Origin of the sequence: Brevibacillus choshinensis, assembly GCF_001420695.1 — a bacterium.
GTDB lineage: Bacteria > Bacillota > Bacilli > Brevibacillales > Brevibacillaceae > Brevibacillus > Brevibacillus choshinensis.
In genome coordinates this window covers 258,506-270,927 of the sequence record NZ_LJJB01000010.1, presented here as the reverse complement: position 1 = coordinate 270,927, position 12,422 = coordinate 258,506, and the positions used below count along the sequence as shown (strand labels likewise).

Below are 12,422 nucleotides of genomic sequence, written 5' to 3'. Positions count from 1 at the left end.
GGTCAGGCTGTTTCTTTATTTGTACGAACCCATGAGCTGGGTCAGCTTGGTTTCTGTAGCAGAGAGCGGGTCAGGCGTGTAGATGCTGCAACGCAGGTCGACATCCCCCTGGACTTGGAGCGAAGTGAGGTGAAACAGCATCTTGCCTGCCTTCGCATGCCGAAATTCGACCAAGACCTCTGGGGCAGAGCTCACTCGGCTCTCCTCCCACAGCTTTTGAAAATCGGGATGCAGCCCCTTCATCTCCTGCAAAAATTGTTCATACCACTCATCCTCCACAAATTGCCCATAATACGCCCGGAAAATGGCAAGGAAGCCACTGACGAAGTGCTCCCAGTTGACAGCCAGGCGCTGCAACTCCTTTCTCGTAAAGAGCAGGCGGATCAAATTCCGTTGCTCGTAGGGGATTTGTTCAAAATCCAGAAAGACGTGCGCAGCTGCTTCGTTCCACCCCACGATATGGAAGCGTCTGTCAGAGATGATCGTAGGACATGCGCGCAGCTCTTTCAATATGCGCTGAAGGGACGGACTGATTTGTGGCTGTGGCTCCTCCTGCAAAATGACCCCCGTACCTGTTTCCAAGGCGAGCGCGTACAAATATTTGCGTTCATCGACAGTCAGTTGCAAGGCTTTTGCTACTGCATCCAATACAGATGGAGATACTTTGATGTCTCGCCCTTGCTCGAGCCAGGTGTACCAGGTAGAGCTGACCCCGGCCAAATGAGCGACTTCTTCCCTGCGTAAACCAGGTGTTCGCCTGCGCGTACCAGGACTAAGTCCGACTGATTGGGGGAGAATCTTGGCTCGCTGGGTTTTTAAAAAGGCGGATAATACCTGAAGTCTCGTTTGCTGGTTCATGTCATTCCTCCTCTGTGGAGCTGATTCCCTTATGCTGGTATCTATTATACTAGGATAAACAACAACTTGTAATAGGATAACTGCTGTGCAAAGATGGTTTTATCAGGGTACAAGGAGGATCACTATGGAAAAGGTCGTCATCACAGGATTGGGCGTCATTTCACCGCTGGGCAATCAGGTTGATCCGTTTTGGGAAGGCTTGACTACAGGGAAATCGGGAGTTTCATTAATCGATGCATTTGATACATCGAAACATAAAACAAAAATGGCTGGGAGCGTTCGCGATTTTGATGCAGAAGGTCGTTTTGGTCGCAAGGAAGCGCGTCGGATGGATCGCTTCTGTCAGTTTGCTCTGGCAGCTGCGGAACAAGCGTGGGAAGATGCCGGATTGCAGCTAGAACAGGTGGATCATGAGCGTCTCGGAGTCTATGTGGGCTCGGGCATAGGAGGAGTAGGGACCTTGCTCGATCAAAGTGCGGTTCTGCAGGAAAGAGGACCGGATCGAGTGAGCCCACTGCTGGTGCCAATGATGATTCCAAATATGGCCGCTGCCATGATCAGCATCAAGTACGGGGCTCACGGACCGACGTTGGCACCGGTGACCGCTTGCTCCATCGGAAATACGGCTATAGGTGAAGCATTTCGGTTGATCAAAATGGGTGGTGCCGATGTGGTGTTTGCCGGAGGTTCGGAGGCTGCCATCACAGAGGTATCACTGGCGAGCTTTGGCAATGCGACTGCGTTGTCTGCACGAAATGATGATCCCGAACGAGCGAGCCGACCGTTTGATGCGAAGCGAGATGGATTTGTCATGGCGGAAGGAGCGGGGATCGTGATTCTGGAGTCGCTGTCCCATGCGCTGCGCCGAGGTGCACACATCTATGCCGAAGTGATCGGCTATGGTGCCAGCTCAGATGCTTATCATATGGTTGCGACTCATCCGGAAGGGTATGGTCCGTATCTGGCGATGAAGTGGGCTCTGCAGGAAGCAAATCTGCAGCCACAAGAGGTGGATCTCATCAGTGCACATGCTACCAGCACGGAGATCGGTGACCGTTCGGAGACAGTTGCGATCAAGCGATTGTTTGGCGATGCTGCTTCGCGCGTTCCCGTAACGGCGAATAAATCGATGACGGGACATATGCTCGGAGCTTCTGGTGGAGTAGAGGCAGTAGCTTTGATCAAGAGCTTGCAGGAAGGCATCATTCCACCAACGATCAACCTAGAGGAACCGGATCCGATCTGTGATCTGGATTACGTGCCAAATCTCGCTAGAAAGGCTCAGCTCTCAGTCGGCATCTCCAATTCGTTTGGCTTCGGCGGGCATAATGCGGTGATCGTCTTGAAAAAATACGAAAACGCATAAGGATATAACGAGTTTTCGATTCTCCAAACCTTCCGGACCCGTTCGGAAGGTTTTTGATTTGCTTTCACATATGGGAATGGTGTAAAGGCTAGGGTCGCATACTAAACAAGCACGGTAGAACCATCCCCATCCCGAGTAGTGAAGGAGTCTAGTCGAATGGCTAACGATAATAATAACCATATGGAGAAAAAGGAAGTGCGCAAAGGGACGATACTCGCTGTGATTATCGCGGGGGCAATCGCGGCTTTGTTAAATCAGACGCTATTGAATGTGGCATTGCCCAAACTGATGGATCAGTTTCATATAAACACTTCTACGGCACAATGGGTCATCACGATCTACATGCTAGTCAATGGAGTGCTGATTCCGACGACAGCTTTCTTGATGGAAAAATTTACAACGAGACAGTTATTCATCACTGCCATGAGCCTTTTTTCTTTAGGCACACTCGTATGTGGATTCGCACCTACCTTTTTCGTCATGCTGATTGGTCGGGTCATACAGGCGGCTGGAGCTGGGATCGTCATGCCTCTCATGACCAACGTGATTTTCAACATGTTCCCGGTAGAGAAAAGAGGTTCAGCGATGGGAGTTGTGGGAATTGCGATGGTGTTCGCACCAGCGATTGGCCCCACCTTATCAGGCTGGATTGTGGAGCATTACACGTGGCGTCTTTTGTTTTTCATTGTGTTACCGATTGCGCTCATTGTCCTCATCATTTCTACCTTTGTCTTGAGGAATGTCACGGAAACAGGGAACCCCAAGCTAGATGTGTGGGGGGTCATTTTTTCAACCGTTGGCTTTGGGGGACTGCTGTATGGATTTAGTACGGCAGGTGGTAAAGGCTGGGGGAGCTTGGAAGTCATCTTGATGCTGTTGATCGGCTGTATCAGCTTGGTGACGTTCGTTTTGCGACAGTTGAATATTGAGCACGCCATGCTGGAATTTCGCATCTTCAAAATCCCTGCGTATTCACTGGCGATTCTCATCAGCCTGATGGTCAACATGACGCTCTACTCAGGGATGATTTTGCTGCCTGTCTACGTTCAAAATATCCTTCACTTTACCCCCGTGCAATCTGGACTGTTGATGCTGCCAGGTAGTATCCTCATGGGAATCATGTCGCCTATTACGGGGAGGCTATTTGACAAGTTTGGCGCACGTTGGCTGGCGATCACAGGCTTGGTGATCACGATTGTCACGACGTTTGGCTTTACAAAATTAAGCTTGTATACGAGCTACAGCTATTTAATGACACTCTATACCGTCCGGATGCTGGGGTTGTCTATGTTAATGATGCCGGTGATGACATCGGGCCTGAATGCCCTCCCGTTACGATTGAATCCTCATGGAACGGCGATGTCCAACACGATCAATGCCATCGGTGGTGCATTGGGAACGTCGTTGTTCGTGACGATCATGACGACCAAGAGCGCCGCCCATACCGCAGATATCATCCGCGGGAATCAGATCAATCCGGCAGACCAGGCACAGGTTGGATTGGCTACGATGCAAGGGATGGCGATGGGGACGAACGACGCTTTTCTGATCGCAACCCTATTTGCGATCGTCGCCTTATTGCTCGCTTTGTTCTTGCGTAACCCACGTCCGCGCGAAGACGAGGTGCGTGAGAAAAAAGGGGCAGCACAGCCGTCGTAGGATCGAAAGAGAAAAAAGCGCCGTCCCAGATGTGGTCAAGACCCCATTTAGTGGACACTAAAAAAAGAGCTAAGCAGCAAGCTGGCGCCGGTACTCAATCGGCGTCAGCTTGTTTAATTTTCTTTGTGGCCTCGTAGAGTTGTAAAAATGGATATATTCCTCAATTCTCCTTTGTGCCTCGTCTACTGTTCGGATATCATAAGGGTAGAGCGCTTCCGTTTTGAGATGCGAGAAGCTATCACTGTATCAGCAGTGAGCAGCTGCAGGAGCTGACACAACTCGCTCGCTATGTCGCAGAGATTGCAAACATGACGCTGCCGAACAACCAGCCGTTTGTCGGACACAGCGCTTTCGCACACAAAGGTGGAATTCACGTCAGCGCGGTTATGCGCGATCCGAAAACGTACGAGCACATCGAGCCGGAAAACATCGGCAACATTCGTCGCGTGCTGGTTTCGGAGCTGGCGGGACAAAGCAACCTGCTTGCGAAAATGGAAGAGCTGGAGATCGATCTCTCGCTGGAGCGAGAAGAAGCACGCGAGATCATTACACGAATCAAAGAGCGTGAATTCCAAGGCTATCAATATGAAGGGGCAGAGGCTTCACTTACCCTGATGCTGTTGGAAGCAGCAGGCAAGCTGAAAAATCTGTTCACCCTGGATTCCTTCAAAATTCTGATGNCACTCAGTCAATTTCACGATGGCATTGTACTTCTCTTGGACACCTCCCGCATCCAAATTTGTAAACACTTTTTTAGCATCGAATTCTCCCTCTCTAATTTTTGGACATATCGATTTTGATCCATGTATTCGTCACGTCGACCTCTCTGATCCAATAAGCCGAATTCACCCAACTGCTTGAACTTCTTTGTCCATGTAGTGACTCGGCCTCTGTCTGGGATCCCTAGATGTTCCATTATCTTTCGATTAGACCATCCTTCCTCCATGTACAAGCGAATTGCTTCCATCTTGATTTCATGACTATAATTCGTAAACTTTTGCCCCATTTTTGCCATAACGAAAAACACCCCCTATAGGAATCATCGGTTTAAAACACTCGTGTTTTTTCCAATGTCCACTATAAGGGGTGCACTTCAGATGGGAACGACGCTTTTTTTATGAATATCTTTGTTGTAGCTTACCCTTGCTTGCGCATCGCGCCTAGCTCTTCGACGATTGCTGTCATTTCATTGATACCAAACGCTGTCTTCTTTTGCACCATGTTGTACAAGTACAGCAGGTCTTCGTAATGTGCCAGGTCAAAATCTTCCGGGCGCATAACAGTGGTGTTGGCCATGTTCAGCTTGGACTTGATGCCCTCGATCAGAACAGCCAGATTCTCTACAGATGGTTGATTCAGATCAGCCATTTTGGTCTCCCCCTAGTCAATCATTCTTTATTTGGTCAGTTGGCCACGTGTAACGCCCAATTGGTTGGTCGCTTTCAGGGTGCGCCATACTTGGGTACCACTTACTTCTCCTCGCAAGGCTTTGCGATAGAGGCTGATGACTTCCTTTACACGTTCCGGCTCTTCTTCGAGGAACTCGATTCGATAGCTGCCTACATCGAGGGAGCGAAATTCTTTCAAGTACTCGGCACCGGATTGGTCAATGGCGTTGTACACCGTGTTTCTGCATCCGGTATCCACACGAATCGGATGGGAGAAGCCGACGCGGTCTTTGAGGGAGACGCGTGATGTTTCACAAGGCGTCCCGCAGTTCGTATGATCCGTTCCTTCGCTGAGGAAGGTGCAGTATACGCAATGCTCGGTATGGAACATCGGCATGTGCTGATGGATGACGAGCTCCATGTTGGAAGCATTGGAACGGCTGAGCAAATCGACCATCTGTTGGATGTTCAGATCGTAGGACGGAGTCACGCGGGACAGCCCAGCATCCAGGAACAACTCAACAGCTTTATGGTTCGCAACGTTGAGAGAGAAGTCTCCGATCAGCGGAATCTTGATTTCATCACGGCGCGACAGGTAGTAATAGAGTGCGCCCGTATTGCGGATCAGGATGGCATCTGGATTGCTTTTCGCGATCAAGGCAAGTACGCCGTTTTCATCCGGCATATGGATCCGCATGGTCGCGATCCCGATTTTTTTACCGTACTTGTGCGCCAGCTTGACGCCTTCCGGATATTGTTTGACGAACTCGAAGTCTGCGTACAGGAAATCCACATCCGTCTGCGCGGCTGCTTCCAGCTGCTCCAGAGAACGGCACAGGGCAGTCAGGAGCGGTTTTTCCACAGGCTGTTTACGTGGTACATCCGCATAGACGTTGACGTCCTGATGACGGTAAACAGGTGGCTTGGAACGCAAGAACACGAGCTGTTCGACAGCGTCTCGGCGCATTTTGTTCAGTTCACTGACAGGGACGATCAGATCACCATCGAGATCGACTGTTAAATCTGCGGCTTCCAATCGGAAAATGCTTCCGCCCAATCTGCTCAGTTGATCGTGGAGCAGCTCATGGGTCAGTGGGCGCTTCAGTGCCGCCTCCAGATTCATGTCAGAGGAGACTGCTACTGCATGGGATGCGAGCTTGTCAACAAAAGTGACGTTTAGCTTTTCACCCAGCTTACCACTCACGTGAACGGCCAATGGGAATGTATGGTATGGCTTTTCCGTCTCAAAGGTTTTGCGCAGACGTTTGTCCAGCTCAGGATCGCTGGTTTTCCATACGCGGTCACCTACGTGCAGACGCTTCAGGTTGACGTCGTTGCGACCCATGACGATTTCATAAAGGCCTTTGTTTACTTCACCCTCGACCTTCTTGCTGCGGGAAAGGATGTCGTAAACGCGTCCGCCTTCTTCTTTTTGAGTCGGATCTCCAGCGTCGAACACGATTCCGTCACCGCGTTTGACAGGAGAGGAAATTTCTACGAGAACGGCACTCGGCATCAATTTTTTGACGGTACCGAGGAAGACACCGCGGCTTTTCGGGAAAGAGCCGTCCACCAATTGTTTGTTATTCGTACCTTCCAAAAAGCCGGTCGTGAAACCGCGTGAGAAGCTTTGCTGCAGCTCGCGGATCTCGTGCTCGGCTGGGGCTGTGTCCACACCGTCGAAATAGCGGTCGATGGCAGCGCGATATTTGCTGACGACATTCGCTACGTACTCTGGCGTTTTCAGACGGCCTTCGATTTTAAAAGAAGTTACGCCTGCTTGAATCAATTCTGGCACCAATTCAATTGCAGCCAAATCTTTCGGGGAGAGGACGTAGGCGATGTTGCCCATTTCCTTTTGCACGCCATCCACCATTAGGTCATACGGCAAACGACAAGCCTGCGCGCATTCTCCGCGGTTGGCAGATCGACCGCCCCACATCTCAGAAGTCAGACATTGGCCCGAGTAGGAAACGCACAGAGCACCATGGACGAATACTTCCATCGGCAGCTTGGCTTTTTCACCAATTTTTTTGATTTCCTTCAAGGAGTTCTCCCGACCGAGTACTACGCGCTCAATATCAAACGGCTTGGTAAACTCTACGGCTTCCGGTGACGTGATTGTCATTTGGGTGGAGCCGTGGATCGGGAAGTCAGGGGAGATCTCCCGGATGAGCTTGACGAGTCCGAGGTCCTGTACGATGACGGCATCGACCCCGGCGTGGATACAGGCGTCGATCAGCTCGCGAGCATCCTCCAGTTCGTTTTCAAACACCAGAATATTAAAGGTCAGAAACCCTTTCACTCCGTACATGTGCAAATAAGACATAATCTCAGGCAAATCTGCCATATGGAAGTTCTCGGCACGCGCACGGGCGTTGAACTTTTCGACTCCGAAAAAGATGGCATTGGCTCCATTGGCGACAGCAGCTTTCAAACAGTCCCAGTTGCCTGCTGGGGCCAACAGCTCAATATCTTCACGCTTGATACCATTTCGCATGTGTATGTCATTACCTCCAAGGTCTTCAAAACAAGCTATCTTCATCATAGGGAAATAGAGAGGCCATCGCAAGGAAAACATCGGCTTTGGCAGATGTTGAAAATGCGCCTTCCATAAAAGACTGCCGAGGTGGTATTCTGTAAGAAAAGTCTAAATATTCCACCCGAAACAGAGGAACAGATATGTTAATCATCAAAGATATTTTGCTGCAATTGTTATTTATTATCGTCCCTGTGCTGCTTTACAAAAACGTTTGGCTTGATCAGAAGAAATCAAAACAGTTGGGGATTAAATCATGGCCTGTCATTTTGCTCAGCTCTCTTAGTGTCATTTTTTGCATGAGCTTCCCTATCTATACAGATAGTGGAATGAGGTTTGACCTGCGCTCGATTCCCTTGATTATTACGATTCTTTACGGGGGGTATATTCCAGGGATATTCACATCCGTTGTGATGATCGGATACCGTATATACCTTGGTGGCGATGGCATTCCCGTAGCGCTGATTGCATTTTCTGTGTATTCCATCCTCCCATTTTTCCTTGTGAAACGGTGGTATGGATTATCGTTCCGCAAAAAGCTTGCGCTCACCATGCTGATGGGGTTTATCAAAGAATCGGTAGCGGTCATGACGACAGCCATTCTGTTATTTACCAAGAATTTGTCTTTGGAAGCGATATACGATCGTCTTGTGCCGATTGTTAACATTTCGTACCTCTACATACTGACGATAGGAGCCACTGTCTATCTCGTAGAGTTTATCCGAGAATCTTACATGATTCGGATTCAGATCGAACGTTCGGAAAAGCTCAATTTGATCAGCGAGCTGGCAGCTAGTGTGGCTCATGAAGTGCGCAATCCGCTAACCGTGGTGCGAGGCTTCGTTCAGCTGCTTCGCGAAGAGACCAACCCCAAGAACTACGAATACATAAAGCTCGTCCTAACAGAACTCGACCGGGCAGAGTGGATCATCTCTGATTATCTCAATCTGGCCAAGCCCCAGGGCGACGTCATGAGTCGGGTAGAGTTAACGCACATCGTTTCGGAGACGACAGCTCTGATGTCATCCTACGCGGTGATGAACGGCGTAGAGATTGTGACGCGAGCGGAACCAGGGCTGCACGTCATTAGCAATCCGGTCAAACTCAAGCAGGCGCTGATGAATTTGATGAAAAATGGCATTGAGGCGATGACGGAAGGTGGTTCCCTACACGTGACCGTAGAGCAGGCGAATTCATCTGTCGTGATCGTGATACGCGACGAGGGCGAGGGAATCTCTCCTGAGCAAATTCGGCAGATTGGACTCCCCTTTTATTCGACCAAGGAAAAAGGCACCGGACTAGGGCTGATGGTGACCTGCCGCATTATCGAAGCAATGCAGGGAACGATCCTCTTTGAGAGTGAGTTAGGGAAGGGCACGCAGGTCATCATTCAACTGCCAGCCGTGCACTGATCGGAAAGGAGGCGAACATGGACAAGGATCAGGAAATGTGGGAAAAGCTGTTTCATGAGCTGGCTTGCATCAAAAGCGAAATGAAAGCATTCAAGCTAGAGACGCGAGCTGAGCTTTATCAAATCAAGACAGAGCTGAAAGAATGGCAACAGCGCGCAGAGCAGCAACGGCTCCCTCAGGAAGGGGAATAAAGAATGCTACATAAGACAAAGAAGAGTTGGTGGCAACGCACGATGAAGGCCGTTTTGGCGGCTGGCTTGACCGTTTCCCTCGCAGCATGTGCACAAAATCAGGATGCAGCGAAACCAAGTGATCAGACGCAACCAGCACCTGCAGCCCAACCAGCGCCAGCACCCGCGCCGGAGAAAAAGGAACCGGAGCAAGTGCTTCGACTGAACAACTTTACGGAGCCATTATCGCTGCATCCTGGCCTCATTACTGATGTATGGTCTTCCAACGTCATTTTCCAGACATTTGAGGGGCTGACCCGTATCGACAAGGACGGAGTGCCGCAGCCTGCGATTGCAGAGGGCATCCAGGCTTCGGACGATCTGTTGACCTATACATTTAAACTACGAGACAATGCAAAATGGTCCAATGGCGATCCAGTGACGGCACAAGATTTTGAAAACGCCTGGAAATGGACGCTGGATGCGAAAAATGGATCCGAGTATGCGTACCAGCTGTTCTACGTGAAAAATGCAGAAGCGGCGTTTAACGGCAAAGCAAAACCAGAGGAGATTGGCGTAAAGGCCCAGGATGACAAAACCTTGGTCGTCCAGCTGGAGAATCCGACTCCTTTCTTCCTGGAGCTGACCGCTTTCTATACGTACTTCCCTTTGAATACGAAAGTGGTAAAGGACCACCCGGACTGGGCCAAGGAAGCGGGACCTGACTACACTTCCAACGGACCTTTCAAGATGACCTCCTGGGAACATAAAACAAAGCTCGTCCTGGAAAAGAACGAAAACTATTGGGATGCCCAGTCGGTAAAGCTGACGAAGATTGAGATGAACATGATCAACGACGCCAATACGGAGCTATCCATGCTGGAGAATGGCGATCTGGATTGGGCAGGAGCGCCAACTGGTAATTTGCCGCTTGATGCGATGCAGTCGCTCAAGGAAAAAGGACTCTTGGAAATCACGCCAAAAGCAGGCACCTACTGGTATGAGTTCAATACCGTACAAAAGCCGTTTCACAACAAAAAGATTCGTCAGGCGTTCGCCTACGCGATCAATAGGAAAGACTTGGTGGACAATGTGACACAGGGAGGCGAGCTGGTCGCGACAGCGGTAGTACCGCCTACGATGTTTGCAGAAAATGAGCAAGGGCTGTTCAAGGACAACGATGTGGAAAAAGCCAAGCAGCTTCTGGCAGAGGGGATGAAAGAGGAAGGCTATGCGAGTGTAGATAAGCTGCCGCCGATCACCCTTTCTTACAACACGGAGGAAGCGCAGGCGAAAATTGCCCAAGCCGTTCAGGACATGTGGCAAAAAAATCTGGGTGTGCACGTCAAGCTGGAAAATCAGGAATGGAACGTCTATTACGAAAACGTGAAAAACGGAAAGTATCAAGTAGCGCGGATGGGATGGACGGGGGATTTCAACGATCCGATCAACTTCCTAGAGATCTTCCGTACCAAGGAAGGAAATAACCATACGAACTGGGAGAAGAAAAAATTCGAGGATCTCTTGGCTACCTCCTCCAAAGAAAAGGATGCCGCAAAGCGAAAAGCGATTTTGCAAAACGCGGAGAAGATTCTCGTAGACGAGATGCCGGTCATCCCGTTCTACTTCAAATCAACGGTATATGCGAAAAATCCAAATTTGAAGGATGTCGTCATCTCCGGTTTGGGGAATGTTCAGTACAAGTGGGCCATGTTTGAATAACGCTTAATAAAAAGAAGGGCTGGTCGCTAGGATGATTCCTCGACCAGCCCTTCGAATACGATAGAGACCTTCTCTTCCATAATCTCTTCCAAAGCCCATGCGCCTTCGCTGCGTACCCAATCATACAACGCATTGTAATAAATGTTTTCCAACATGTTGGCAGCCACCAAAGGGTTGAATTTGGACTTGAGCTGCTTTTTTTCTTGTGCTTCTTCGATCAGGTCGGCGAATAGCTGACGCAGTTCGAAGTACATATTTTTTTCGTTTTCGAGCACTTTGCGATGCTTCATCGAAGACTCCACGACTACCTTGATGAAATCAAAGTTCGTGACCGTCACTTCGTTCATGATCTTGTAGATCCGCAGCACTTTTGCCTTGCAGTTGTCATCATAATCCCACTCTTCGCGCCGTTCCTCAATTTCGTGCAGTCGCTCGTAGCCCCAGTTGGCGAGAATGGCTTCCTTTGAAGTGAAATGCAGGAAGATCGTCCCCCGAGCAACGTCCGCTTCTTCGGAGATCATGTCGATGGTGGTTGCTTCAAAACCGTGCTGCTTGAACAGCTTAATCGCGGAATTGAAGATTTTTTCCCGTGTTTCTCGCTTTTTTCGTTCGCGTCGAGTAGTCAAAAAGGAGACACCTCCTCGTGTAATAAGCTTGATTATAGCACAATCGTTACCTGCACAAGAATTTATCGATGCATTCAGGGGAAAACCCTCGAAAAAAGGGATAGACTTCTGAGAAAGTCGACTGTATATTTATATACTATAATGAATAATTATTATATCATACCAAGCCGAAAGAGCATGGGGTGGAGGAGTGTAAAATGAGTGTTACGAAAGCGCTGGCCGTGCGTCAGGCCACAACCAAAGATGTCGATGCGATGTTGGAAATCGTTAATGAATATGCACAGCAGGGTCTCATGCTTCCTCGGACCAAACTTTCATTTTTAGAACATTTGCAGTCGTTTATCGTCGCGCATGATGGGGACACTGTCGTAGGCGTGGCAGGTCTGCACATTTTGTGGGAGGACCTGGCGGAAATTCGCTCGTTGGCCATTTCGGAAAAAGCGAAAGGCATGGGGGTTGGTAAACACCTGGTGCTCCATTTGGTCGATGAATGCCGCAACCTGGGGATCAAGCGTGTGTTGGCTTTGACCTATCAAAAAGCCTTCTTTGAAAAATGCGGATTCTGGATCGTCGCGAAGGAAACATTGCCGCAAAAAGTATGGAAAGATTGCATCAACTGTTCCAAATTACCTATGTGCGATGAAATTGCGATGATTTTTGAAACAGAATAATACTTTGGTAT

Annotated in this window: 11 protein-coding genes and 2 pseudogenes; 7 read left to right on the top strand and 6 right to left on the bottom strand. The window is 49.4% G+C overall.

Annotated features, from left to right (window positions below):
- Positions 1-15: 15 nt before the first annotated feature.
- Positions 16-858 carry a helix-turn-helix transcriptional regulator gene (locus AN963_RS11615; protein ID WP_055744765.1) on the bottom strand — a complete coding sequence of 281 codons (843 nt, stop codon included), beginning with the start codon at positions 856-858 and terminating at the stop codon, positions 16-18.
- A gap of 124 nt (positions 859-982) precedes the next feature.
- Between AN963_RS11615 and fabF the strand changes: the two genes are divergently transcribed.
- Positions 983-2,224 (top strand): beta-ketoacyl-ACP synthase II, encoded by a 1,242-nt coding sequence (gene fabF, locus AN963_RS11610; RefSeq protein ID WP_055744764.1) that lies wholly within the window; start codon positions 983-985, stop codon positions 2,222-2,224.
- A gap of 156 nt (positions 2,225-2,380) precedes the next feature.
- Complete coding sequence (locus AN963_RS11605) at positions 2,381-3,883, top strand: DHA2 family efflux MFS transporter permease subunit (RefSeq protein WP_152985665.1); 1,503 nt, start codon at positions 2,381-2,383, stop codon at positions 3,881-3,883.
- Positions 3,884-3,952: 69 nt separating this feature from the next.
- Here the strand turns inward: AN963_RS11605 and AN963_RS30305 are convergent.
- Positions 3,953-4,102: pseudogene (locus tag AN963_RS30305) on the bottom strand (IS3 family transposase); the annotation flags it as partial.
- A gap of 17 nt (positions 4,103-4,119) precedes the next feature.
- Between AN963_RS30305 and AN963_RS30855 the strand changes: the two are divergent.
- A pseudogene (locus AN963_RS30855) lies at positions 4,120-4,563 on the top strand (homocitrate synthase/isopropylmalate synthase family protein); the annotation flags it as partial.
- A gap of 14 nt (positions 4,564-4,577) precedes the next feature.
- On the opposite strand, the gene AN963_RS30300 reads toward AN963_RS30855, so the two are convergent.
- The 3 genes from AN963_RS30300 to AN963_RS11590 all read right to left on the bottom strand — a co-directional run bounded on the left by AN963_RS30300 (position 4,578) and on the right by AN963_RS11590 (position 7,771).
- Positions 4,578-4,850 (bottom strand): helix-turn-helix domain-containing protein, encoded by a 273-nt coding sequence (locus tag AN963_RS30300; protein WP_269084401.1) that lies wholly within the window; start codon positions 4,848-4,850, stop codon positions 4,578-4,580.
- A gap of 170 nt (positions 4,851-5,020) precedes the next feature.
- The gene (locus AN963_RS11595; RefSeq protein ID WP_055744762.1) at positions 5,021-5,251 is read right to left on the bottom strand and encodes a DUF1128 domain-containing protein; all 231 of its coding nucleotides are present in this window, start codon (positions 5,249-5,251) and stop codon (positions 5,021-5,023) included.
- Positions 5,252-5,278: 27 nt separating this feature from the next.
- Positions 5,279-7,771 (bottom strand): DUF3656 domain-containing U32 family peptidase, encoded by a 2,493-nt coding sequence (locus tag AN963_RS11590; protein WP_055744761.1) that lies wholly within the window; start codon positions 7,769-7,771, stop codon positions 5,279-5,281.
- Positions 7,772-7,953: 182 nt separating this feature from the next.
- Here AN963_RS11590 and AN963_RS11585 point away from each other — a divergent pair, with 182 nt between their 5' ends.
- From AN963_RS11585 to AN963_RS11580, 3 genes are read left to right on the top strand one after another with little or no spacing between them, the layout of a single operon-like run.
- Complete coding sequence (locus AN963_RS11585) at positions 7,954-9,222, top strand: ATP-binding protein (protein ID WP_236707955.1); 1,269 nt, start codon at positions 7,954-7,956, stop codon at positions 9,220-9,222.
- Positions 9,223-9,239: 17 nt separating this feature from the next.
- Positions 9,240-9,413 carry a hypothetical protein gene (locus AN963_RS31500; RefSeq protein ID WP_169791921.1) on the top strand — a complete coding sequence of 58 codons (174 nt, stop codon included), beginning with the start codon at positions 9,240-9,242 and terminating at the stop codon, positions 9,411-9,413.
- A 42-nt stretch (positions 9,414-9,455) separates the two neighbouring features.
- Positions 9,456-11,114 carry a peptide ABC transporter substrate-binding protein gene (locus AN963_RS11580; RefSeq protein ID WP_055744760.1) on the top strand — a complete coding sequence of 553 codons (1,659 nt, stop codon included), beginning with the start codon at positions 9,456-9,458 and terminating at the stop codon, positions 11,112-11,114.
- A 26-nt stretch (positions 11,115-11,140) separates the two neighbouring features.
- Here the strand turns inward: AN963_RS11580 and AN963_RS11575 are convergent, their stop codons facing one another.
- Positions 11,141-11,740, bottom strand: a complete 600-nt coding sequence (locus tag AN963_RS11575) for a TetR/AcrR family transcriptional regulator (RefSeq protein ID WP_055744759.1) — start codon at positions 11,738-11,740, stop codon at positions 11,141-11,143.
- A 197-nt stretch (positions 11,741-11,937) separates the two neighbouring features.
- Between AN963_RS11575 and AN963_RS11570 the strand changes: the two genes are divergently transcribed.
- On the top strand, positions 11,938-12,411 hold the full coding sequence (locus AN963_RS11570) for an N-acetyltransferase (RefSeq protein WP_055744758.1): 474 nt from the start codon (positions 11,938-11,940) through the stop codon (positions 12,409-12,411).
- Positions 12,412-12,422 lie beyond the last annotated feature (11 nt).